Origin of the sequence: Aquimarina atlantica, assembly GCF_000626715.1 — a bacterium.
GTDB lineage: Bacteria > Bacteroidota > Bacteroidia > Flavobacteriales > Flavobacteriaceae > Aquimarina > Aquimarina atlantica.
In genome coordinates this window covers 216,855-241,271 of sequence record NZ_AQRA01000004.1, presented here as the reverse complement: position 1 = coordinate 241,271, position 24,417 = coordinate 216,855, and the positions used below count along the sequence as shown (strand labels likewise).

Sequence of the window (24,417 nt, the reverse complement as noted above, 5' to 3'; positions counted from 1 at the left end):
GGTAGTATTATTTATTGCTGAGAAGTAAAATATTCTTTTGGAGACGTTCCCATCAATTTTTTGAAAGATTTATTAAATGTAGTTTTAGAATTAAAACCTGCTTCCTGAGCCAGTCCGAAAAAGGTTAAATTTTTTGCTTTATCTGTTTGTGCTAATTCTACAAATTCTTTAATTCGATGATAATTAATGTATTCAAAGAAATTCATACCAATATTTTCATTCAATAATCGAGCTATTTCGGGGCTACTTACTCCCAACATATCAGCAAGTTCTGCTTTTAATAATTTTCTGTTGAGATACGGTTTTTTTTCTATCATTAACCGATCTAATTTGGCTTGTAACTGATCAAGATCTGATTTCGATAATTTGGATTGCGCATACTTTTTTTGAACTTGGGCAGGGACAATTTTAAATAAATCAGGAGAAATCATACCATAATAAGCGATAAAAAGAATGATTAAGGCTATACTTAACCAAATTGTTTCTCTTGCTTTTCTTTCTATCATTTCGAATCCAAAAATACTAATGAAATAGACAATCACCCAGGATAGCAGACAAATGCCAATTGCAATTAGGAAATTAAGAAAAAACTGTGTTTTTACCGTATAACTTAATTCATTACGTAACTCTTTTCTGAAAGAAAGAAATAAGTGTAGACTCATTATCCAATATGTAATATTGAAGAGCAACCCAATGCCTATAAAAATAGTTATGGTACGAAATAATTCTCCACTTTTAATTCTTGCTCCAATAACTTCGTCTGTAGGAAGCATAAATATAAAAACAACAAAAATAATATAGAAAACCCCGGGAAGGTAATGTAACAAATCCTGGTACGAAAAGCGTTTGTTTAATAAAGAAGATTTGGTAAATAAATAGATTGTAGACCCAAATAAAAGTGTTGCGAACTCAGAAAATGCAATCAACCGAAAGTTTTTACCAAAGATATCTGATATATAAAGTACTCGACCCGATAAACCAATCATAAGAACCAGGACCAAAAAAGCAACATATCCATTAATGTTTTTTCTGTTTTTTGGAGAAAAAAGATAAATACAGAGTAAAAATAGACTCTGGAAATACCCAAAATATACGAGTTGATTTAAAAGTGTTTGCATAATGATATATTAAGCAGGTTATTTTTAATAACCTGCTTTTTATAGGTCTAAAATAGTCACTAAATCTGAAACTGGTTCACATGTTTCACCGAACTATGATCCATGTTTAGATTTTCTTTATAAAATTGTTCAAAAGCGGCCTTGTTTTCCCAGGTGGTAATAATAAAATAATCTGGATTGTAGTTATACCCAAAAGGAGATGCGCCTTCTGTAAGCTCAACTTGTGTTTGACCACCTGCTTTTTTCATTTTTTGTATCCACCTTTGTTTGAATTTTTGAAAAGAAGATTTGTCTTTGTGCCAATATGCAGTTGCAATATTAAATTTCTCAGGATCAATATTAAAAGAAAGATCTTGTTTTAATTCGTAATATGTAAGACCAAATGTAGACCAGATGTTTCTTCTTTCTTCATGAAAATCAGGCATTATTTTTTGAATATCCTGTAAGAATTTTTCTCGCCCATTAAGCGTATCCCAATATCCAAAAATCATACTTTCGGGATGATAATTACCTTGAGTCGGATTTCCTTTTATAGCAACACCAGGTAATCTATGGTACCCCATTTTTTCGGCAACAGGAAATGCAGTTTTAAAGTAATTCTGTAGTTTTTGTTTAGTGTCGGGTTTGGTGTTTATAAAAATGATATCAAATACGTGTCCTTTTTTTAGAGCATATGTTTTTGTCTTTGATTGCGCATTCAGAGATATAAAATTAACAGCCAAAAAGAGTGTTAATAACGAGATTTTTAAAAGCTTCATATAGTTTTTCAGTTTTAATTAATGAATTTTTTTTACAAGACAAATGTATATGCTATTATCTGGGAAATGAAGAATAATAGGGGGCGAAAGGTACATATACCGTATGTGTACTTTTATTTGAAGATAAAATCGCGAAAATTGGTAGTGTAGAGATACTCCAATTAAAATCTACTAACTCTAAGTATGAAATATGTGCTTAATTAATATTCGTTGTATTGTTAATTTGATTAACCAAATTACATATGTACCGATTAAATTCAACATTTCTGGCACCATAACTGGCAAGCCCTATTAATTTTACTTCCTGGTTCTCTTCAGAATTTACTTTTATAATAAATAAAGAATAGCCTTCTTTGGTTCTAAACCTAAGATTATCTTTTTCTTTTATTATTTCATAATCGCTTAGAGTATCAGAATAAGGTGAATCTCTTATTAAAACATAATTTTTATAAAGAATACAATTGGATATTGGTTTTCGTTTTTTTAGAAGAACAATAAGAATGATGATAATACTAATCGTTATAATACCCAATACTATTAAAATTCTCATTTTTATGTTACTTATCACTTAGAAATAGAAAAAATAACATTATCCGGGTTATCATTATCTATTCTATCTTCAATATGATTAAAATTATTTCTTATGAGTAGTTTCTTTGAAGCCTCATTGTTTTTATGTGTAAAAGCTTCTATACGATCTAACCCCAAAGTTGTAAACCCATAATCCAGGATACTTATCAGAGCTTCGTTCATGATTCCTTGTTTATAAAATTTTGGGTGTAAATCGTAGCCTACTTCTGCTATTTTTTTGTCCTCTGAGAAATTCCATAAACAGATAGTACCGATAAGTTCGGGATTATCTTTTATAGTAATTCCCCAAAATAACCAATCTTGCTGATCAATACCCTTATTAATTTTATTGATGAAATTAATTGCTTCTTCCTTTGTGTTTGTTTTAGGTCTTTTTACATAGGTGTTAACAATTTCATTAGATCTTAAAAAGAGAATCACCTGATCATCACTTTCTTTTAACTGTCTTAGGAATAATCTTTCGGTTTGTAGTTCTGGAAACATTGTAAATTTCGTTTTTTGAAACTTTTATAAAGGCTAAAAATATTCAAAAGAAATTACATTTTGGCAGTAATAAGAATGAATCAATTATTTCTATACAATAATTAGAGCCGTAAAAAATTAATTTTTACGACTCTAAAGTTATTATTTTAAAAAGATAACAACTTTTTTAGCAATCGTTTGTTGCGCAAATAGTAACCGCTGTAGCACATCCCAGAGGACACTCGAAAGGTCGAAAACTAGAATCGCATTCATTGCTAACTCCTCCTTTAATTTTTTGAGCACTAAACTTAGAAATTGTGTTTTTGTTGAGTTTGAGTTTTTTTAATTGCTTTTTTTTCATGATATATATAATTTGATTAATACTTAAATGTATCAAATTAGCAGTGTTATTTTTTTAAGAATAGGGTTAATTAACTAAAAATTTAACTTGGCAGGTATTAATCGATAAAATAAAGTAGTCTTTTTGTGAAGTTTTTGCCTAATGTATATAGACTATTACCCGATAATCATTTAATAATACCAGTGATTATTTGAATAAGATAACTAACCCTCCAATTGCTGTAATGATTAAAATAAACTTTCGATATTGGTGATCTTTAAATTGTTTAACCACTTTAAGCCCAATAATGAATCCTAATATAACTCCGGGAATCAAATATAAATCTATGGTTAGTGACTGTGTATTTATGGTGTGCCAGCTAAAAATATGAAAAGGGAGTTTAAACAAGTTGATGATAAAAAAAAGCCAGGCAGCGGTACCAATAAATTCATTTTTTGGTATTCGGGTTGCCATAAAAAAGATATTGGTAAATGCTCCCGCCAGGTTTCCTATCATTGTAGTAAAACCTGCTGCAAACCCAGTAGTACCAATAAACCAAAGCTTATTAGGGATGTTTTTTTTATCGTATCGTTCCCAAAAAAACATGATGATAACACTGATGATGATAATCACGGCCATTCCTTTCTTAAATATATATTCAGGAAGATCTTTTCCTACAAAAACAGCTACCAGAACTCCACCAATCATCCATGGGAGAAATCGGAAGAGATATTTCCAACGGGCATGTCGGTTATAATAGAGTACAGCCAAAACGTCTGCAAAAATTAAAAGAGGTAGCAGTATTCCTGTAGATGCTTTTGCACCATGTGCCAATGCCATTAGAGTAACAACCACAATCCCCATTCCTTTGAGCCCCGATTTAGATACACCTAATATAAAAGCAGCAGTAAACGGAATAAGATAAGATGCCATTTTATATACCTATAGTTCTTTTACATTTATATAAAAATTAGGATCTACGGTAAGTTTATTTCCTTTAATATCTTTTGTTTGCCAATTGGCATTAGGTTGTATCCATTTTGGATTACCATCTATAAAAAGACGTACGGGCATATCAAATTTATCTACGATATTGCTATAACGATATTTTAATTTACCGTCTTTAATATTATATTCGAGAACAGGTATTTTTATAGTTCTTAGATACTGATCAAAAAATTGAGTTAAATCGATGTTAGTTTCTTTGCTAATATAATCTTCGATCTGTTTTGTTGTCACTGTCTTATGATAAAATGTAGAATTAAGCCCTCTTAGGACAGATCTCCATTTTTCATCATCTTCTATAAGTTGTCGAAGTGTGTGTAACATGTTTGATCCCTTAAGGTACATATCACTTGATCCTTCATTATTTACATTATATGTTCCTATAATTGGGGAGTCATTTTGGATTTTTTTTCTGGTACCTATTACATATTCTGCAGCGGCCTTTTTTCCATAATGATAATCAAGAAAAAGACTTTCAGAATATGCTGTAAAACCTTCATGAATCCACATATCTGCAGCATCCTTATAGGTGATGTTATTAGCAAACCATTCATGACCGGACTCATGAATAATAATAAAATCAAATTTCAATCCCCATCCTGATCCAGAAAGGTCATTACCAAGATATCCATTTATATATTTGTTTCCATACGTGACAGAGCTTTGATGTTCCATCCCCAGATAAGGTACTTCTACCAATTTAAAGCTATCTTCATAAAATGGGTAGGGGCCAAACCAATGCTCAAAAGCTTTCATCATCTTTGGGGCATCTTTAAATTGTTTTTTTGCTTTTTCCAGGTTGTCTCTTAGTACATAATAATCCATATCAAGTTTACCTTTTTCGCCTTCATATTGTTCTCCAAAATGTACATAATCTCCGATATTGATATTTACACCGTAGTTATTAATTGGATTACTTACAAACCAATGATATGTTTTGGTATCATTGTCATGTTTTTCTGTTTTACGCAATCGGCCATTAGATACATTCATAAGTGTAGATGGTACATTAACACTAATTAGCAAACTATCTACTTCATCATACATATGATCTTTGTTGGGCCACCAAACGCTTGCTCCTAATCCCTGGCATGAGGAAGCCACAAAATGTTTTCCGTTTTGATCTTTTTTCCATGAAATACCACCATCCCATGGTGCTTGAACGGCTTCACGAGGTTTACCACTATAGTATACTTCTATTGCATTTTTGCTATTTTCTTTTTGTACTGTTGATAGTGTTATAAAATGAGCATTTCCTTCAGATGTTACTTGTAATGGTTTATTATCCTGAAGTACTTTTTCTATTTTTAAAGGAGGTTGCAGATCGATCTGCATTACGTTATGCTCTTTCAACACTTTATAATGAATTGTGTTTTTTCCTGAAATAGTTTTTTTATCTGGATCTACAGCAATATCAAGATGGTAATAGGTTAAATCCCACCAAGCTCTTTCTGGAGTTATTGACCCTCGCAATGAATCTTGCCTGGTAAATTGTGACTCTTGCGCAGACAGTAGCGTAAGGCTTAAAATGCTAAAGACTATAGTATAGAATGTTTTCATCTATGGTATGTTTATTTCTCGATAATTATATTTAATGTCTAACGGTTAGATTAGTAGAATTCGCATAATAATCAATTTTGTATTAGTTTCGAAATTATTAGCAGACTCTTTTTTGTACTTTATCTAAAAGTTTCTGATGGAAATACAACCGGACTCTCATGACCGTTTTTTCCAACAGTGGCTATTCCGAAGAAGAAATTGTCAATAACAATGCCATTCAGAACAAAATTATCTACATTTCCTACAAAACGACTATGATCCCAGGTAGGAGAAGTCGTATCTCGCCAATATATTTTGTAACCTTTGATATTAGGATCATTGGCTTTTTTCCATTTAAATTTTGCAGACGGTTCTACAATACCACCTATTTTTACTTCGGATGGGGCAGGAGGAGCCCAGGCAATACTTGCTAAATTTATCGCATTAACTGCAGTAAGTTTTGCAGCATAATCAAAGTTAACATGTTCTACAACATCTCCGTATTTAATTCCGTTTTCCTCGCGAATATTTTGATGTTGTTGGGTATAGTTTTCATGCGCTTCCATAATTCGAATTCCGGCGTAGCCTAAATCATTAAATGGTCTGTGATGCCCACCACGACCAAAACGATCTAATCGATAAATCATCATTGGGTTCATCTCTGGCATATAGGTTTTTACATTTTTATGTACATATCGGGCCAATTGACGCGAAATCCCATCAACTTCTCCACCATAAAAACGTCTACGTCTTACCGTTTTTTCATCATCGGTAAGGTTGGTAGGTTCAGAAAATATTCTAAAAGCTCGATTATCGATAACTCCGTCTACTCCTTTAATATTTCCAATCATATCATTATTAAGGATTCCAATAATGTCCCAGCCTTTGTTTTTAGCGTATTTTGCTAATCCTCCACCACCAAAGAGGCCTTGTTCTTCTCCAGATAATCCAACATAAATGATACTGTTCTCAAACGTGTATTTTGACAATACTCTTGCAGCTTCAATGGTTCCTGCCATCCCACTGGCATTATCATTTGCACCGGGAGCATCGGTAGTAAAATCCATAGTATCACTGGCCCGAGAATCGATATCTCCACTCATAATAATATAGCGATTAGGATACTTTGTTCCTTTTTGTATAGCTACTACATTTACGACCCAGGCATCATGAGGTACTCTGGATCCCATATCTTTGGTTACAAAATCTTTTTGATAAAATACATCTAAACAGTTTTTGCACTGTTTAGAGATATTTTCGAATTCTGTTTTGATCCATCTTCGGGCTGCCCCGATACCTCGTGTTTGAGAGATAGTATCACTAAATGTATTGCGAGTTCCGAAATTCGCTAACTTTTTGATATCGGTTTCAATTCTATCTGCAGAAACTGCATTGATGATATCATAAATACGTTGATCTGTTTGTGCGGTTAAAATGGTAGATAATACAAGTAGGGTAGTAGTAAAAAATGTTTTCATTTGTGTGAATTTGATCGCCTAATTTAAATAAAAGAGCGAAGTAATGATGATCTCTTAACAAATATATAAGATGATAAGAATTATCTTAAAAATGTAACTTTAGAAATTTTACCATCTATTACTTCATAAATAGCTATAACACTTGAATATTTTTCTCCGAACTTAACATACTCATGATCCACTACTTTATTACCTAATACAATACGGTTTTTAATTTCGCAATATAGATTTGGTACTCGTTGAAACATACTTTTAAATCTTTCTCGCATTTGATCTTTTCCATTCATTGAAATTTTTTCTGGAAAATTATAAATTTTAATATCTTCAGAATATGTATCCATAAATACATCTATGTCTCTTGCGTTGTATGCATTTACTTGTCGCTGTACAACTTGCTCAGGTGTTTCTTTGATTAAGTCTAAAACCCCTATTTTTTTACCACCTTTAATTACTTCTTCGATTGAATTTAGATTTTGAAGATTATCCAATGGGTTGTTTTTAAGAATAACTAAATCTGCTATTTTTCCTTCAGAAATAGAACCGATTTGATTATCTAAACCAAAGCCTTTTGCAGCATTTATAGTAGAAGCTCTTAAAATATCCAAATTACTGATGCCAGATTTCTTCATAGCTTCGATTTCCTGTATGTAAGAGGAAGCGTGAATGGTTCCTATATTTCCTGCATCAGTACCTGTAGCTATATTTATACTATTTTCGGATAATCTTTTCAGGTTCTGAAACATAATTTCATCTTTGGCTGCAGATCGTTCCAGATATGTTTTTTCATTATTTCTCAATCTTTTAAGTCCTTTAGGAGTGTCTTCCTTAGAGAATTTTTTTACATCCGTTAATGAACGATATACAGTAGGGTTTGCAAAGGTAAGGTCTTGAAAATGATTGTCTGGTTTACCTAAAAAAGATTTTCCATAATTATTAGAAACTATTAATGTAGGAATATATGTTACATTATTCTTTTTTAGCGATTTCACAAACTCGTTGTCTATTAAAGTGTCTGTAACACTATGAACTAATATATCTACGCCAGCTTTTACTGCTAATTTTGCTGTATTTAATTGAGTAGCGTGTATGGTAAGCTTTAAATTATTTTTATGAGTTAATTTGGCAATATGCTCTACAATAGGATATGTTTTTTCTGCTGGAATATTTTTATTAGCTATATACCAAATCTTAATGAAATCGGGCTTATACGGAAGCATTTTATTAAAAAGAGTAGTGGCTTGTTCTTTGGTGGTGATTTTTTCAATAGGAATATCCTCAAGTTTAGAAAAAGCTTCAGGTTGATAAGGAGAAAAGAGAGGGCCAGTAACATAAACATTTGGAGAAATATTATTTTTGGATATGCTATCTCTAATTATGAAATTATAGAATGGCCCACCAACATCCATAACAGATGTAATACCCAACCTTAAATATCTTTTAAAATTATCGGGGACTATTTTTTTTGCAAATTTTATTTCATCTTCATAAGGCACTATGTGCTTTAGATTTATAGCGTCGGGACGAGTATATAAACTTCCTGTTTGGAAAAAATGGATATGAGAATCAATCATACCAGGAATGACAAATTTATCTGTACCATTAATGACTTTAGTATTTTCTTTTGAGGCGATTTTTTTAGGAGAAATAGATATTATTTTTTCCCCTTCTATTACTATATTTTGCTGTTTTTTGATTTTCCCGGTTTCAACATCAATTATGTTAATGTTTTCTATGATTATTGATTGAGCTATACTAAGAGCTGGATTAATAATTATAAATAGAATTATTAGGATTACTATTTTTTTCATCATTTAGTTTGTGTAATTATTTACATTACTGAATAAAAACAACTTTGGCTATTTTCTCATTTTTTACTTCATAAATGGCAACGGCGCTATAATGTTGTTTATTAATGGTAAGAAACTCTTCATCAATAACAACATTACCCATAACTATCCTGTTTTTGATTTTACAATTAAGATCGGGTGTGTTGTTAAAGAAACTGGTATATCCTTTTTTGATATTTTCATGACCCTCGTATAAGAATTTATAAGGAAAATTGTAAACTTTTATATCTTCGGTATAGGTTGCAACAAAAGCATCGATATCTCTTGTGTTGTATGCGTCGAGCTGTTTATCAACTATGCTTAGAGTACTTTTTTCAATAGCATTATCATATTGAGGTCTAATAAAAGTAACCTTGGCAATCTTTCCGTTTTTAATCTCATATATAGAAATAACCCTTACTTTTCGATCACTATACGTAACATATTCTTCGTCGATTACTTTATTACCAAGTACAATACGATGTTTAATTTCACAAAATAAATTAGGTTGATTCTTAAATTTTTTGTCATAATACGGACGCATAGCTTCTTTGCCTTTATAACGTACTGTATTGGGATAGTCATAAATTAATACATCGTCATTATATGTAGCTAAAAAAGCATCTATATCTCTGGCATTATAAGCATCTAATTGTTTTTGAACAATATGTTCGGGAGATATGTCTGATACTACAGCAAGCATGTTTCCGGTAGTATTTGCTGCTATTCGGGAAATATTACCAATTTCTTTATCCATAAAAGTATAAAAGATGCTCCATCTGGTATCTGTTTTTGGATTAAACTTATAAATCTGGTTTTGTTTTCCCATCAGTATAGTACCATCTGGTAACCAGCACATATCTTCGGATCCTGGTATTGTATTTATGATTTTTTTGGTGGTTCCTGATATAGGATCAATCGATCTAATCTCCCAATTTTTATTTTCTTTACTGATATAGCTAATTAGATTTGATTTTGGTATTTTATGCAATGACCTTCCTACTTTTTTCTGAAAAGTATGATTGGTATTCTCTTTTATATTGGATACTACTAATGACATTGTATTATCTTCGAGTACCGATGAAACCAATATATCTTGATTAAACCAGGTATGGTACCCTACTTTAAGTCCTTCTAATAGAACTTTAGACTCTCCGGTTTTGTAATCATAACGATATAGGAGTTGTTTACCATCTTGATCAAGACGAATGGATGAAATTTCATTTTTTCCTGGGATTTTGGTAGGGGAGTATTCACTACCGCTTTTGGTTTCAGTAATCCAATCTACGTTAGCTTTTTTACTATCATATATAGCTATGTCTGTTTGTTTATTACGTGTAGAAGAAAACAAAACCATAGTATCATTAAAGATAGAAGGTTGATTATCATATCCTTTATTGTTAGATATGTTTCTTTGGTTGCTAAGTTTGATTGTTTCTCCTTGTTTGTTGATATCAAAAAGATATACTTCGGTATCGGTTTGTGAGAAAGTAGATATTGTAGTAAGTACTAGTAAAAGAACAATTGTGTGCTTCATTGTTTTTGTTTTCTAAAATACATTGAAATATCGACGTTATTCTTAAGTAAATGTTAATGAACGCATTTAGCCTTTTTTGATTGACTAAAATGTTGTCGTTTATCAATCTTATTTTTACCTATTTCCTCCTATAGTTTTACTGCGCAATTCAATACCCAAATGCTTGAGACAACAAGACTAAAAACACACTTAATTTTTTAAAAAAATAATCAAAAAACCCAGAGCTAATGCTCCGGGTTTTCGAAAGTTGAGTTAGAAAGGCTATTGAGGGAACAATAGTCAATTGTGTATATTGTTAATAAGATTAGATTCCATACACGGAAAATCTAAAATTGGGGAAATTCACACTTGTAAGTTGAAATGATGGATTTGAAGCAAAAGGACTTTCATCGGTTTCTTGTATGTACCATCCTCCCGTATCGGTTAGAAGATCAAGTACACTTACTACATCATCAATAGGATCAGTAGCACCAAGAAGTGTAAGCGTAAGTTTTTCTCCCAAGGTTTTTGTAAAACTAACAGCAGCAACTAGAGTTCCGTTAGGTCCAGTAACTCCTCTAAATCTTATGCCATGTACACCTGGGGCAAAAGCATTCATTAAAATGTCTAGACGAAATGCACCAGTACTTTTAACCAGGTGTAAAAAGTCAGGAGAAGTTCGCTGAAGGTAAAATTGCGAAGTATCATCAAAATATGAATACGTAGGGAACCTTGTATCAAAAGTATCTACATCTGTAGAAAATAATGAAGGAAGAGGTCCCGTCGCAACAGGAGCTAGATCATAACCAATAACAGTATTTAATCCTCCATCTGTAGAAACAAAAGTATTGGTTGCTTCATCAAAAGTAAAGGTAGAAATATCTAAACCATTTACTTGTAAAGCGGTTCCGAAATTAAATCCAACATCTGTACCCGCTATAGGGTAATTTGTAGATGCTATATTTCCTGTTGATTGATCAAAAGTTGTAATTACTCCTACTCTGGCAGATTCGGCATAGGCAAATGTACCTTGAAATAAAGGAGGATCTGTAGGCGCTGCATTAGGATCTGTAACAATTATATTTCTAAGGAAACGATTACTGTCATGACCTAAAGCAATCTCTTCGTAAGAATCTCTTGTATTTGTAACTCGTTCTTTTTCTCCTTGAGTTGCTTTTTCGAATACAACTATAGTGATATCTTCTTCATCGGTATCGGTTTTACTTCTAAACTCGATTCGGTCTGCTTCGACTTTTTGGAAAATAAATTCGAATTCCGCTTTCAAATTAAACCCATTGATTTCGAAAAGATTATGAAAAGTAGAGTAATTTTCGAATACTAACTCTGGGAAATGAGCTTTTCCTACTCTATAAGTTGTTTCAAGATCTTGTGCTCCCAGAGCATGATCAGAAACAATTTCTACAGTATTATCCTCATTAAAATCTAAGAAAATATTATAAAAACCTACACTGTTGTTGGGTTGGTAAACAAGTTTCCATCCAAATTCTGCATCAGTAAGTGTTTTCTTATAACCTTTTAAAAGAGCATCAACACGGCTATCAACGTTTTGATCAAATAACGGTTCTACTTCATTATCGGTACTACAGGCCATAAAACCCAGAGTAATCAATAGTAATGTATATATTTTTATGTTTTTTAACATGTCGTTCTAATGTTTAATTAGTTAATACTGTTTAAAAATTCGTCTCTTACTGTTAAAAGATTGATTCCTACATCTTCTTTCATGTATTTTACTACAGCATCATATTTTTGTTTAATACGAGCTTTACCCGTATTTATTTCGGCACAGTTGGCCGGAGCTCCTGCAGCAGAACAATCAATAGGGGTGATATAAGTAGCTTCAAAAACAGCAGGATCAGTAGTAACAATACGAGCTATGATTTCTGCAAAATCTTCTGCAACCGAAGAAGTACCATAAGGAGTTACCATTCCTCTTACAATTGCGTTGTTTATTGATGCAGTACTATTTTCGTTTCCACCTTCAATTAAAGTTGTCCATGTTCCTTGCGATGTATAATCATCACTTGAGATTTTGAAAAAGGACTCTACATCAAAATTGAAATTCTGATCTACTATATGAGCAAACTCATGGTGTAAGGTTCTAAATGTTTGTATAATCCAAGCAGTATTACCTGGGGCATACTCATTAGCTTGTGTAAGTGTTACTCTTACTCCTGCATCTGCAACTCCAAGTGTGATTGTACCATCACCATTGAATAGAGGAGAACCTATTAATACAATTTCTGCAGGGAAATACGTTTTTAAGAAATCTTCTCCCTGATCTGAAGCTTTGTTATAAGGCTCTATCCACGCTTGCTTGATTAATTCGGCAATAGGTTGTACCACATCTCTACGCGGTGGTACAGCAGATTTTGTTGGATCTATATATCGATCTACAAACTTATATATTACATCACACCCATAAGGATCTCTAAACTCTTGTTTAAGGAATATATCAAGCGGATCAGTTGATTCAGCTTCTCCTTCAAAAATAGTTGTTGGTTGTAATGTTTCTTCTCTATCACATCCAGATATTACTATTAAACCTAGGATGATAAACAATATTGGTTTTATTAAAATTTTTGATGTTTTCATAATTAATATTTTTTATCTAGGGTTTGGGGTTAATCCAAATGAAATAGCATCATCAGGAATTTGTATTGCTTTTCTTAGATCGTTTGCAGTAAGTTCAAAAGTTCCTCCACCTTCACTTACAGGCAATACGTGAGTAACAGGAAGATTGAATCTTTTGATGTCGAACCAGCGTAATCCATGATCTATGAATTCCTTTTTTCTCTCATCTAATATTAATTGAGTAATAGCATCGGTTTCACTACTTGCAGAATAAAATGTAACAAGAGCGGCAAGATCGGTATATTGATTTCCTGCATATCTATTATTAGCAATCAAATTAATATCAGCCAGTGCTGCAGCTTGGTCACCAAGAAACAGGTTCGCTTCAGCTCTGTTTAATATTACTTCTTCTCCTTTTAACTCTTGAGAAATATGATATGCTAATCCCGAATTAGAAGAAAGGTTTTCTCTAAAGAAATATTCTCTAAGTCTAGAAAGATATCTGGCATCTGTACCTACATTCCATACTCCTGTAGATGTTCTTGCATCTGCCACGTTAAATATATTTGCAAAGGTATTGTTAATACCAGCACTATTTAATCTGTACCCGATACTACGACGTTGGAATGTGCTAAATTTTTGAACAACTAATACATTACTTTCGTCTTCTGGGCTACCATATTTATCGGCAATATCATTATAACCAGATCCTGTAAGTGTAGCATAATCTTTAATATACGTCTGAGGAGACCCTCCAAGAAATAAATCACTATATGTTTTACACTTAGCATAATCTCCTTTCCATAAGTAAAACCTTGATGCAAAAGCCTGAGCAGCTTTTTTAGTAAAATGATACTTTTTTGTCCCCGAGAAAAAATCATCCTTGATTAGGGCTAATCCTTCTAATAAATCTTTTTCAACAAGGTCGTAAACTTCAGCCACTGTATTACGCGTGTAAGTTGGTAGAAATTCGGTCTCAGGCTTTAATACATAAGGTACTCCTAAGTTTGAAGAAGCATTTTGATCATAATGCATACCAAACATGTTTACTAACATGAAATGGTTATATGCTCTGGCAAGAAGAGCTTCGCCTTTTACTGCATTTTTTAAATCTTGATCTCCTTCGAGATTATCAATTACTGCTAATACTTCATTGGTTTGTGCAATAGCCTCATAGGTTTGATCCCAAAAATACGTTGGGGTATCCTGAAAAATAGCGGTTACATTATCCCAGGTATATATCTGAGTATCCTGAAGCCTAATTGTATTTCCTCCTGAAGTTTGAATAACTCCTCCAGAATCTGGATTTCCTGTTGGTCCTACTAAGTCAGTATATGCATCTGTAAAAGCATAACTACCTTGTGAGTATGCATCTGCTACCACTTTGGCAGCTTTTTCAACAGTATCTAACTCTAATCTATCATCTGGAGCTTCATCCAAATAATTCTCACAACTTGAACCAATGGTTACAAGAAGTAGTAGTAATATATATGATGTTAATTTATAATTCTTCATAATTAATCTTTTTTTAGAATCCAACATTAAGTGAAAGAGATACAGTTTTTGGCACTGGTAATGCAGCTCCTCCAGAATTAAAGAATTCAGGATCCTGACCATTTAACCCTTTGTCAGAGTATATTAAGAATAAATTCTCTCCTTGCAAACGAATTCTTGCAGAGGTAAGACCTAATTTTTCAGCATATGAAGAAGGTACAGAGTATCCTAATGCTATAGATCTCATACGTGCATATGTTCCGTCTACTACTCTTAGGTCACTATTGTTATATAACTGGTATGCATTATCTCCAGCAAATACAACTCCGTTATTTACAAAACCGTTAAGTTCACTTATTAAAACACGATTATCCAGTATAGCAGGGATATTCGTTACGTTTTCATCTCCGGGAACAGCCCATCTGTTGATTAATTCTCCAGGAAGAGAGTTGAAATCTGTATACGCTGCATCGAAATTACTATTTAAACGAATCTTGTAATCGAATTTAAACGAAATGTTAGCTGATAAAGAAAAACCACCGTACTCAAAAGTATTGTTAAGTCCACCTGCTCCTCTAGGTTGGGTAGGTCCTTCATACTTTAATACTTTTTCAATATCTTCTCTACTCTGAAGATCTATATTAGTTACTCTATTATTATCTGCATCAAAGAATGTTGGAATACCAAATTCATTTAAACCAGCGAATCTAACTGAGTATAATGCAGAGATTTCACGACCAGTAAAAGGTGCTCCTGATGGAGATATTAAATCTACCATACGAGGATCAAATTTAAGTTCTTTTACTTCTTCAGTATTATAACCTACATTAATATTTGTAGACCATTTAAACTTATCTGTTTTTAGGTTTACTGTAGATAGGGCAAATTCATATCCTTCAACATCTAAATCGGCATAATTACCTGTTTTAAAAGCTTCACCACCTACACCGCTCGTCTTAATGGTTCCAATAAGGTCAAATGAATTACGTTTATAATATCCTAATTCACCCGCAACACGGCTGTTAAACATAGAGAATTCTAATCCAACACTAAATTCTTTAAGCTTTTCAAAAGTTAAATTAGAGTTTTCTAATGAATTAATTCTAATTACACTTTCTTGATCCTGAGGACGTAATGGAGTCTGACCTCTTAAGTCAAGAGAAGCACTTGTGTTTGATGGACCTCTACCTCCTGATAGACCATAGGTAGCTTTTAGTTTTAAAAGATTTACCCATTCTGCTTTAAAGAAATCTTCTTTATCAATATTCCATGCTCCACTTATATTATAGTTTGTAAGATATCTTGCATCCGGACTTGATCCTTGTAAGTTAGATCCATCATATCTTATTGTACCATTAATTGTATACTTGTTGTTTAAAGTATATCCTGCATTGAAGAAGAAACCGGTAAAACGATCTCTAAAGTTTTCAATATCAAAATATTGATCGTTATTATCAATTGCCTGATCAATAGCATCTGGATTGGTGTTAATTAGATATCCATTGTCATAAGAGATACCAATACCATTGTATTCTCTACGTTGTCTTGTAGAAGATTTTATTTCTTGTCCTAAAAGAAACGTAAATTGATGATTATCTCCTATGTACGGGTTCCAGGAAATAGAGTTTCTCCAGTATACATAGTCTAAAATATCTTCATTAAAAATATTTATACCACCTTCTGGTAATATAGAGTATGGAGGTCTGGTTAAATTATCTCTATCTTGATATAAGAAAGGGTTTACATTTGCCAAAACGCCTTCATCTGCTCTAAATGCTTCTGCCTGGTTAGACTTATCACCAATAATATGCTCTCTTTGAGTAATTGCTTTACGGTAGTTAAAAGTAGAAGTAGCCGTTAAATTATTAGTAATCTTATAATTTAAATCTGTTTGGAATGTAATGTCCGTTACATCAATATCAATATAGTTGTTTTCTAATTCATGAATGATATTAAAAGGTGCATAGTTTTTTCTAAAGAACTCTAGGTTACCATTTTCATCATACGGGGTAACACTTCTACTGTTGGTTAAAGAAAAACTATATGGGTTGATTTCGAATTCACGCTCAAATTCACCAGTTAATGGGTTTAATGATCTATCATTAGTACCCGGAGCTTTTTGTTTTCTAAAACTACCCGTTAATGATGTATTTATCGAAAACTTGTCAGAAAGGTTAAATTTGGTATTTAGTTTTGTGGTGTATCGCTGCGCATTATCACCAATAGTTTGTCCTTGATCATTAAGGTAACTCGCAGAGAAATAGTAAATCGCATCATCACTTCCCCCAGATACACTTAAAGAATGCGTCTGTTGTAATGAAAAGTCACTAAAAAGTGTTTTAAACCAATCTGTATTGGCCACCTGGTAACGTCTGAAAAAACTATCTGCTAATTCTCCGTTAGCTCCTATCTCTACATCATTAGTTCTTCTTAGGTTGTAATACTGACCTAAAACACCGTAAGATTCTGCAAGCTGAGCTGTAGTAAGATCTATTAATCCTTTATCTACCAATTCTGCATATACAGATAATTCTTGTTGAGAATTTAATACATTAAAATTTGTATATCGAGGTCTTAAACGATAAGCAAAATTATTACTATAGTTTACACTTAATCCACCTCTTTTACCTTTTTTGGTTGTAATTACAATTACTCCATTCTTGGCACGCGCTCCGTATAATGCTGTTGCAGAAGCATCTTTTAGAATAGAGAAACTCTGAATATCATCAGGATTTAATCCAGCAATAGAAGAACCAATTAATGAATTGATATCTCCAGAAGCTAAATCCTGTTGATCTAATTCAACATTGTCTTCCAGAATTACTCCGTCAACCACCCAAATTGGATTATTGTTACCATTAAGAGAGGTGTTACCTCTAATTCTAATTCTTGGTGATGCACCAAAAGAACCAGAAACATTATCTACAACAACACCTGCATCTCTACCTTCTAAAAGTCTTGAGGCATCAGAAACACCTTCAATTTTAATATCTTCTAGATTAAGTTTCGTAGCAACTCCGGCAAAAAGACGACGATCTACTTTTTTATAACCATCAGTAATAATCACTTCATCTAGTGATTCTACAGATTCTTTTAATACAATATTAAATGTTTTTTTATTCTTATCTGTAATCGTAATAGTTTGAGTTTCGTAACCTAAGTTTTCGACTTTAAGTATGTCTGATACCGAAACTCGCATCGTAAAATTTCCATCAAAGTCTGTAACTACTCCTTGAGTAGTTCCTTGAATAGATACAGTAGACCCGGGGATGGGGAGACCGTTTTTGTCAACTACCTGCCCATTAATTTCAAACCCTTTTTGAGGTTTAATAAGTGCAGACTGTCGTTTTTTGATTGTTGGTATATTAGAATTAACTTCTTTTTTTACTAATACGATTTGCTTATCTACTATTTTATAAGAAACATTAGTATTTCTAAATATTTTATCTAAAATATATTCTACTCTTTTGTTAGAAACTTTAAAAGATACCTTTCTTTTAGTATTTACCTCAGCATCTTTAAAAAATACTTTAAATTCAGTTTTTTGTTGTATTAAATCAAATACTCTCTCAATTGTAAAGTTTTTCACGTCTAGTGAAATTTTAGTGTTTTGAGAATACGTATTTGCATTTATTCTAAATAGAGACAATATAATTAATAGTATTGTTAGCCTCATTTTCAAATTAAATATTAATTTTGCCACACCATTTGTGTGGTTTTGTCTAATTATTTTCATATTTTTAATATGATTTAATGATTGAACCATTGTTAAATTACGCTTACTCTAAATCGGGAGATGTTGCAGCATTTCTCGATTTTTTTGTTTTCTAGTCACTTTGGAAACATACTTTTTTTGCTTTAGGGGTTAATAATTATTTCATTTTCTTTGATGGTGAAATTAAAGAAGGTATTGCTTTTAAATGTTTTTAATACATCTTCTATACTTTCTACATCGAACTGACCTGTAAATTTTTCTTTCTTAATTTTTTGATAATTAACTGTTATCTTCTTGTCGTAAGACCTCTCAAGTTTCTTAATGATACTCTCAAAACTTTCATTTTTAAAGAGTAATATCCCATCAACCCAAGCGGTATAATTTTCTGTTTTTACGGTAGAAATATTCAAATTCTGACCTGTTTTTAAAAGACTAGCCTTTTGATTTGGCTTAAGTATTTGATCGGTATCTTTATCAAATCGTCCCTTGTTTTTAAATACACCTACACTACCTTCTACCAGAACAACCTCAGAAAATGAATCATCTGCATAAGAAGAGACATTAAATTTTGTTCCTAAAACTTCAGTTTTAATACCATTGGTAGATACAACGAACGGAGCTTCTTCATTTCTGGCAACTTCAAAATAGGCTTCACCAGATAATTCTACTTCACGAACCTGCCCGGCAACAAAATGCACAGGAAATTTTAATGTAGAACCTGCATTAACATGAACCGTTGTACCATCAGATAATTCTAACTGAAATTTTCTTCCATAAGGAACTTTTAATGTATTGATTTTTGGTTTAGCTTCTGCGATGTTATTTTTTTCGTTGTTATATACTATTTTACCTTTTTCCTGAATCCCAACTACAGTACCATCATTATTTTTAATTTCTTTAAATAACTCATTCTCTTGTATGGTTTCAAGACTGCCATCACTTAACTGTAATGTTACTTCATTTAGAGTAGAATCGGTACCAAAAAAAGTATTGTTGTAGTATAAAGCACTACCAACTATAAGCCCTACAAAAACTGCAGCATATTTTAAGTAATTATTGATTCTATTTTTGCGGATTTTAGTACGAGATTTTGTACTTTGTATATGTTTTTGGAATGATGATGCTGCTTTTTGATTATCAAAATCATTTTTGCCTAATTGGATGTAATGATCGGTGATAATGTATTTTTTAAATTCGTTTAAATTTTCTTCATCATTCAATAATTTTTTGAACTCGGTGAGTTCTCGCTCGGACATCTCATTATTTAGGTATTTAAGTATTTGATTTATATCCAAATCTTTATTTTTTTTCATGCGAATTATTGGCTTATTTATAGTTAAGACTTGAAAAAAATAAAAAACCCTTACTTCTGAAACTATTTTTTTTATTATTTATGTAAAGTTTTTGTTAATTGTTTTGCGAGAGGGTTTAAAAATGAGTTAAAAAAAGAGTGCTATAAAGAACGAGACCCAAATAAAGGAACTTAAAAAAGGTAATGAATTTGTATACAGGCATTTGTATGAAATGTACTATAACGAATTGTGCTCCTATATCTATAGTTTATCAAGGAATAAACAACAAGCAGAAGACGTTGTTCAGAACGTAATGCTTAAGATTTGGAAGAATAAAAAAAAATTAAATATTAATACTTCTATCAAGAATTATTTATACAAAGCATGCTATTATGAATTGATAGATTCATATAATAAAAATAAAAAAGAGTTAAACTATATAGAACAAATACAAAAAAACACTTTAGATGTTTTTGTAGAGGAGGATAACGATTTTATCAAGAAAAAAATAAATCGTGTTCAGGCCGAAATTGAAAAGCTTCCTCCAAAATGTAAAGAAATATTTGTTTTAAATAAAATCCAGGGATTTAAATATAAAGAAGTAGCAGAACAATTGGATATTTCGGTAAAAACTGTCGAAGCTCAAATGTCAAAAGCGATGTCAAGAATTAAAGAAGCTCTCGAGCCTATAGACTAGGATATTTCTGGCCAAAAAGAATCTTTCAAACCTATTAGTACTTAGATACTTATTTTCTTAATGTGTATATTCCTAAAATAGGACCTATGCTTAAAAATACATATAGCATAGTATTATCTAATTTACCTGTTAAAAAGGATAATAACTGAATACTAATTATAGTAATGGCAAATCCAATACAATTAATAATTGTAAGAGCGGTTCCTCTTAATTCGGGAGGCACAGCAGCAGCCACCATTGTTGAAAATTGAGGGGAATCTGAAATGACTAACATTCCCCAGGTACATAAAGCAATTAAAAATAATTCGGGAGGTAATAGAAAAAGCAGAGGAGAAGCAATACAAAATATTCCGGAAATTAATAATGAATTATATGCTACTTTTCTACTGCCGGTTTTTAATGAAATCAAACCACCCAGAATACAAGAAATAAAACCAACGCCTATTATAATAAAAGACCAAAAAGATACCTGTAGTTGTACAGATTGTAAGCGAGAATACGTTTTAAGGATAATTGGGATAAATCCCCAAAATGCATAGAGTTCCCACATATGTCCAAAATATCCAAAAGCAGCTTTTTTAAAACTGGGTATGTTAAAAAGTTGTGTGACTATCCCAAGCTGAAGTTTAGAAACAAGTTTTCTGTACGGACCATCGGGAACCAAAAACCACATTGCTAAGCCTCCGACAAATGCTAAAATAGATGTACTAATAATTACTGCTTTATAATCACTACTCCACGAAAACTGATTAATTAGGTGAGGAAAAGCTGTTCCTAATACCAAAGCACCTACAAGATATCCAAGTGCTTTTCCTAGGCCATCTTTATAATAATCAGAAGCTATTTTCATACCAATAGGATATATTCCGGCAAGAAAAAAACCAGTACCAAATCTTGCAGTAAGTAAATTAAAAACTGTAATATCAGGAATAAGCAAGGATAAGTTACTAAGCCCTCCCAAGAAAGCACAAATCATAAATATGCGAGAAGGAGAAAACCGATCGGCTAATGTTAATAAAGCAAAAGTGAGTGTTCCTACAATAAATCCGAATTGTACAAAAGATAAAAGATACCCCAGGATATTAAACTCTACATTAAACTGAGAAGCAAGGTCATCGATGACAGCATTACCGGCAAACCATAACGAAGTACAGAAAAACTGCGAAATGATAATTACAGGGAGTATGTAGAATTTTGATTTCAATACATTATTCTTCTAAAATGATTGTGCCAAAAATATCGGCATTAATCCACCCCAAATTTTTTTCTTCTCCCGGGATAAAAACAGAACCGATAAAATTTTCTCTTTCTTTGCTGCCATCATTATCATTATAAGCAATAGCGAAACCTAGTTTCTGATCTTTTTTTAAGATCATTGGGTCATTAACTTTTCCTTCTTCATAAGTATCATCATATACAATAATCTCAAATTCCCATACCGATACATCACCATTAGTAATACGTTTAGAGCTAACATGATTGTTATATAGTACAGGTTTTTTATGTTTATCGAGATCCACTACATTTCCATCTAATGCTACATGATATGCAAATGCATTATTAGAATATTGATGATCCCCACCAGAGTTATCTGCGTCAATAAAAATTTCTACACAATCATCATCCCACCATAAACTTAATGGATCTTTGTTTTGATCAAATAAAACATCATCCTTGATTTCGACTAATACATACAATGCTTCTGGGGTCCAGACTACTTTATATCTTCCAAAAAAATCATTAAAAGTATACGGTGCTCCCAACCATCTTTGATCAAAACCATACCAAATAGCTTCTTTCCAGATAGGATCATCCATTTTACCATCTAGCTTAGGAACAATTACTGCTTTTTTAACTTTTCTGATTTGATGATCAATTTTAACGTTCTGTTTTCGTAAATCTTTTTGATCTAGGACTGCCAGCTCATCTTTAGTCGAGTTAGGAAGGTTTTTTTTACAACTTAGTATAAATAATAAAATGAATAATAAAAATATTCTTTTCATAATGAGATTTAGTGACATAATTATGATAAATGTAGTGAACAAAATTTTAAAAATAAGATGTGGCATATAAATAAGTAATAATCATTTGTATTTCTAATGGTAGATTACGGGATAACCAGAAATAGATGTTTTATATTTATATAACATTAAAAAACGGATTAAATTGAGTTTTGATTTTAGTGAGTATTCAATAAACCTTAATATCTTATTTTGAAATAAAATACTAAGGTTTGCTTTTATTTTGTGTAAGTAATAAAAGAATGAAATAAGATATATATAGACAGAATTTGGACACTAAATAAAAATAAGAGGCTCTTGGTCATTATGGTTTAGGAAGAAAATATTTTCTTTTAAAAAATTAATATGTACATACGTCTGTCTCTTTTTTTTGAAATTATGGATTAAAACTTCATACTTCATTCTAGAATGAAATAAAAAAAACATTGCTGTTTTACTTTTGCGTTACACAAAAACCAATACGTAGAATGAAACATTCGGCGAGAATACTTTGGAAGAAAAATCAACATGAAGCCTTTGAGAGTGGAAAATACAGTAGGGTGCATACCTGGTATTTTGATGGAGGAGCAGAAATACGGGCTTCTTCTTCTCCAGACATAATTCCTACTCCAATGTCTGATGCATCTGCGGTAGATCCCGAAGAGGCATTTTTAGCATCTGTTTCGAGTTGTCATATGCTATTTTTTCTATCTATTGCTGCAAAGAAAAAATACATTGTAGAGTGTTATGAAGATCATCCTGTAGGGCTATTAAAAGAAGTAAAAGGAAAAAAAGCAATTACTGTAATTACATTATCCCCTAAGGTGATTTTTAAAGGAAATTATCCTTCAACAAAAGCTATAGAGCAAATGCATAACCTAGCACATTCTAATTGTTTTATCGCAAACTCTATCAAAGCCAATATTCAAATTAAATTAATATAAAATCAAATATGAAATGAGCTATAACAATTGAGTGGATAGCAACCGAGAGGTTCAATGGTGAAATCAAAGATTCACGAATACCATAATTATAAGTAATCAACAGATGAGTAATTTCATCTGACAACTAAAAAAACAATAAAAAAGAACAGATGAAAAATTTAGCAATCAAGTTAGACAACAAACCTGGGGCTTTGGCAGAAATGGGAGAGGTTTTAGGAAATGCAGGAGTAAGCCTTGAAGGAGGAGGCGTTTTTGTACATAACAATATAGGGGTAGCCAATTTTTTGGTAGAAGATGCAGAAAAAGGAAAGAAAGCACTAGAGTCTTATGGGGTTGAAGTCTTTGCGGTAAATGAAGTGCTAATTCAGAAATTAAATCAGGAAGTTCCCGGGCAGTTAGGGAAAATTTGCCGCTTAATGGAAAAAAATAACATTAATATAATAACACAATATAGCGATCATGATAATCAATTAATACTAGTTGTAGATGATTATGAAAAAGGAAAAATTGTTTCGGAGAATTGGAGCAGAGGAATATATTAAAACATACATATAATGAATTCGATAGATATCATCTTGTTAAACTGTACAGAGACAAGAAGGCGAAGTATTAAGCTTTGGAAAGGAATACCAGAAGAATATTTTGATTGGAAACCAGATAAAAATGCATTCTCTATTATTGAAATGATTAGACATGTGTTAGAAGCAGAGCATTTATTTCATAAAATAATTGACAACAGAGGAAATCTGGGAGATTACTATTCTCCATGGCAAGAAATGAAGTATGTGGATCTGGAGTTTGAGCTAGAGATGGCAAAGCGTTATAGAAAGAGTTTTCTTGATATGATAGAGGAGTTAACAGACACAGATCTCGAAAATATAAGAATAGAAAGAACAGAAGTGGGGCAGAGCAAAAAGCTTGGTGACTATCTCAATAGAATCGTGTTTCATGAAGCAGTGCATATGGGGCAGATGCTTGATTATTTGAGAACACTTGGAGTAAAAAGACCTAAAATATGGGATTGAAAATGATGATATCGATTATATT

21 protein-coding genes are annotated in these 24,417 nt (G+C 32.0%); 4 read left to right on the top strand and 17 right to left on the bottom strand.

Going from position 1 to position 24,417, the window contains the following annotated elements; all coding sequences use genetic code 11:
* Window positions 1-11: 11 nt before the first annotated feature.
* The 15 genes from ATO12_RS10020 to ATO12_RS09955 all read right to left on the bottom strand — a co-directional run bounded on the left by ATO12_RS10020 (window position 12) and on the right by ATO12_RS09955 (window position 19,750).
* Window positions 12-1,118 carry an AraC family transcriptional regulator gene (locus tag ATO12_RS10020; RefSeq protein ID WP_034241582.1) on the bottom strand — a complete coding sequence of 369 codons (1,107 nt, stop codon included), beginning with the start codon at window positions 1,116-1,118 and terminating at the stop codon, window positions 12-14.
* Window positions 1,119-1,177: 59 nt separating this feature from the next.
* The gene (locus ATO12_RS10015; protein WP_034241581.1) at window positions 1,178-1,876 is read right to left on the bottom strand and encodes a hypothetical protein; all 699 of its coding nucleotides are present in this window, start codon (window positions 1,874-1,876) and stop codon (window positions 1,178-1,180) included.
* Window positions 1,877-2,072: 196 nt separating this feature from the next.
* Window positions 2,073-2,426 carry a hypothetical protein gene (locus tag ATO12_RS10010; RefSeq protein ID WP_034241580.1) on the bottom strand — a complete coding sequence of 118 codons (354 nt, stop codon included), beginning with the start codon at window positions 2,424-2,426 and terminating at the stop codon, window positions 2,073-2,075.
* Window positions 2,427-2,440: 14 nt separating this feature from the next.
* A complete protein-coding gene (locus tag ATO12_RS10005; protein ID WP_034241579.1) occupies window positions 2,441-2,950 on the bottom strand; it encodes a GNAT family N-acetyltransferase in 510 nt (169 codons plus the stop codon).
* A 166-nt stretch (window positions 2,951-3,116) separates the two neighbouring features.
* Complete coding sequence (locus ATO12_RS26035) at window positions 3,117-3,290, bottom strand: hypothetical protein (protein ID WP_165583362.1); 174 nt, start codon at window positions 3,288-3,290, stop codon at window positions 3,117-3,119.
* Window positions 3,291-3,476: 186 nt separating this feature from the next.
* Entirely contained in the window at window positions 3,477-4,202 is a 726-nt protein-coding gene (locus tag ATO12_RS10000; protein ID WP_034241578.1) for a sulfite exporter TauE/SafE family protein, read from the bottom strand.
* Window positions 4,203-4,211: 9 nt separating this feature from the next.
* Window positions 4,212-5,834 (bottom strand): M1 family metallopeptidase, encoded by a 1,623-nt coding sequence (locus ATO12_RS09995; protein ID WP_034241577.1) that lies wholly within the window; start codon window positions 5,832-5,834, stop codon window positions 4,212-4,214.
* Between the two features lie 119 nt (window positions 5,835-5,953).
* Window positions 5,954-7,291, bottom strand: a complete 1,338-nt coding sequence (locus ATO12_RS09990) for a M28 family peptidase (protein WP_034241576.1) — start codon at window positions 7,289-7,291, stop codon at window positions 5,954-5,956.
* Between the two features lie 80 nt (window positions 7,292-7,371).
* Window positions 7,372-9,099, bottom strand: a complete 1,728-nt coding sequence (locus ATO12_RS09985; RefSeq protein WP_034241575.1) for an amidohydrolase family protein — start codon at window positions 9,097-9,099, stop codon at window positions 7,372-7,374.
* 25 nt (window positions 9,100-9,124) lie between these two features.
* Window positions 9,125-10,654 carry a nuclear transport factor 2 family protein gene (locus tag ATO12_RS26355; RefSeq protein ID WP_034241574.1) on the bottom strand — a complete coding sequence of 510 codons (1,530 nt, stop codon included), beginning with the start codon at window positions 10,652-10,654 and terminating at the stop codon, window positions 9,125-9,127.
* A 304-nt stretch (window positions 10,655-10,958) separates the two neighbouring features.
* Complete coding sequence (locus tag ATO12_RS09975; protein ID WP_034241573.1) at window positions 10,959-12,296, bottom strand: DUF4302 domain-containing protein; 1,338 nt, start codon at window positions 12,294-12,296, stop codon at window positions 10,959-10,961.
* A gap of 17 nt (window positions 12,297-12,313) precedes the next feature.
* Window positions 12,314-13,249 carry a substrate import-associated zinc metallohydrolase lipoprotein gene (locus tag ATO12_RS09970; RefSeq protein ID WP_034241571.1) on the bottom strand — a complete coding sequence of 312 codons (936 nt, stop codon included), beginning with the start codon at window positions 13,247-13,249 and terminating at the stop codon, window positions 12,314-12,316.
* A 12-nt stretch (window positions 13,250-13,261) separates the two neighbouring features.
* Entirely contained in the window at window positions 13,262-14,743 is a 1,482-nt protein-coding gene (locus ATO12_RS09965) for a RagB/SusD family nutrient uptake outer membrane protein (protein WP_165583361.1), read from the bottom strand.
* A 13-nt stretch (window positions 14,744-14,756) separates the two neighbouring features.
* Complete coding sequence (locus ATO12_RS09960) at window positions 14,757-18,311, bottom strand: SusC/RagA family TonB-linked outer membrane protein (protein WP_165583360.1); 3,555 nt, start codon at window positions 18,309-18,311, stop codon at window positions 14,757-14,759.
* 269 nt (window positions 18,312-18,580) lie between these two features.
* Entirely contained in the window at window positions 18,581-19,750 is a 1,170-nt protein-coding gene (locus ATO12_RS09955) for a FecR family protein (protein WP_051575725.1), read from the bottom strand.
* Window positions 19,751-19,952: 202 nt separating this feature from the next.
* Here ATO12_RS09955 and ATO12_RS09950 point away from each other — a divergent pair, with 202 nt between their 5' ends.
* Entirely contained in the window at window positions 19,953-20,426 is a 474-nt protein-coding gene (locus ATO12_RS09950; protein ID WP_262482576.1) for an RNA polymerase sigma factor, read from the top strand.
* A 49-nt stretch (window positions 20,427-20,475) separates the two neighbouring features.
* Here the strand turns inward: ATO12_RS09950 and ATO12_RS09945 are convergent, their stop codons facing one another.
* Complete coding sequence (locus ATO12_RS09945; protein ID WP_034241568.1) at window positions 20,476-21,630, bottom strand: MFS transporter; 1,155 nt, start codon at window positions 21,628-21,630, stop codon at window positions 20,476-20,478.
* Window positions 21,631-21,634: 4 nt separating this feature from the next.
* Window positions 21,635-22,429 carry a sugar-binding protein gene (locus ATO12_RS09940; RefSeq protein ID WP_034241567.1) on the bottom strand — a complete coding sequence of 265 codons (795 nt, stop codon included), beginning with the start codon at window positions 22,427-22,429 and terminating at the stop codon, window positions 21,635-21,637.
* Between the two features lie 485 nt (window positions 22,430-22,914).
* Here ATO12_RS09940 and ATO12_RS09935 point away from each other — a divergent pair, with 485 nt between their 5' ends.
* The 3 genes from ATO12_RS09935 (at window position 22,915) to ATO12_RS09925 (ending at window position 24,395) form a co-directional block, all read left to right on the top strand.
* Complete coding sequence (locus tag ATO12_RS09935; RefSeq protein WP_034241566.1) at window positions 22,915-23,370, top strand: OsmC family protein; 456 nt, start codon at window positions 22,915-22,917, stop codon at window positions 23,368-23,370.
* 149 nt (window positions 23,371-23,519) lie between these two features.
* A complete protein-coding gene (locus ATO12_RS09930) occupies window positions 23,520-23,912 on the top strand; it encodes an amino acid-binding ACT domain-containing protein (RefSeq protein WP_034241565.1) in 393 nt (130 codons plus the stop codon).
* A gap of 12 nt (window positions 23,913-23,924) precedes the next feature.
* Window positions 23,925-24,395 (top strand): DinB family protein, encoded by a 471-nt coding sequence (locus tag ATO12_RS09925; protein ID WP_034241564.1) that lies wholly within the window; start codon window positions 23,925-23,927, stop codon window positions 24,393-24,395.
* Window positions 24,396-24,417 lie beyond the last annotated feature (22 nt).

Excerpts from the sequence above, each read along its gene's own strand:
- ATO12_RS09935 (WP_034241566.1), top strand. The coding sequence starts at position 22,915 with ATGAAACATTCGGCGAGAATACTTTGGAAGAAAAATCAACATGAAGCC.
- ATO12_RS10010 (WP_034241580.1), bottom strand. The coding sequence starts at position 2,426 with ATGAGAATTTTAATAGTATTGGGTATTATAACGATTAGTATTATCATC.
- ATO12_RS09925 (WP_034241564.1), top strand. The coding sequence starts at position 23,925 with ATGAATTCGATAGATATCATCTTGTTAAACTGTACAGAGACAAGAAGG.
- ATO12_RS09985 (WP_034241575.1), bottom strand. The coding sequence starts at position 9,099 with ATGAAAAAAATAGTAATCCTAATAATTCTATTTATAATTATTAATCCA.
- ATO12_RS09990 (WP_034241576.1), bottom strand. The coding sequence starts at position 7,291 with ATGAAAACATTTTTTACTACTACCCTACTTGTATTATCTACCATTTTA.
- ATO12_RS10000 (WP_034241578.1), bottom strand. The coding sequence starts at position 4,202 with ATGGCATCTTATCTTATTCCGTTTACTGCTGCTTTTATATTAGGTGTA.
- ATO12_RS09970 (WP_034241571.1), bottom strand. The coding sequence starts at position 13,249 with ATGAAAACATCAAAAATTTTAATAAAACCAATATTGTTTATCATCCTA.
- ATO12_RS09955 (WP_051575725.1), bottom strand. The coding sequence starts at position 19,750 with ATGAAAAAAAATAAAGATTTGGATATAAATCAAATACTTAAATACCTA.
- ATO12_RS10015 (WP_034241581.1), bottom strand. The coding sequence starts at position 1,876 with ATGAAGCTTTTAAAAATCTCGTTATTAACACTCTTTTTGGCTGTTAAT.
- ATO12_RS10020 (WP_034241582.1), bottom strand. The coding sequence starts at position 1,118 with ATGCAAACACTTTTAAATCAACTCGTATATTTTGGGTATTTCCAGAGT.
- ATO12_RS09965 (WP_165583361.1), bottom strand. The coding sequence starts at position 14,743 with ATGAAGAATTATAAATTAACATCATATATATTACTACTACTTCTTGTA.
- ATO12_RS09940 (WP_034241567.1), bottom strand. The coding sequence starts at position 22,429 with ATGAAAAGAATATTTTTATTATTCATTTTATTATTTATACTAAGTTGT.
- ATO12_RS09995 (WP_034241577.1), bottom strand. The coding sequence starts at position 5,834 with ATGAAAACATTCTATACTATAGTCTTTAGCATTTTAAGCCTTACGCTA.
- ATO12_RS26355 (WP_034241574.1), bottom strand. The coding sequence starts at position 10,654 with ATGAAGCACACAATTGTTCTTTTACTAGTACTTACTACAATATCTACT.
- ATO12_RS10005 (WP_034241579.1), bottom strand. The coding sequence starts at position 2,950 with ATGTTTCCAGAACTACAAACCGAAAGATTATTCCTAAGACAGTTAAAA.
- ATO12_RS09975 (WP_034241573.1), bottom strand. The coding sequence starts at position 12,296 with ATGTTAAAAAACATAAAAATATATACATTACTATTGATTACTCTGGGT.
- ATO12_RS09930 (WP_034241565.1), top strand. The coding sequence starts at position 23,520 with ATGAAAAATTTAGCAATCAAGTTAGACAACAAACCTGGGGCTTTGGCA.
- ATO12_RS26035 (WP_165583362.1), bottom strand. The coding sequence starts at position 3,290 with ATGAAAAAAAAGCAATTAAAAAAACTCAAACTCAACAAAAACACAATT.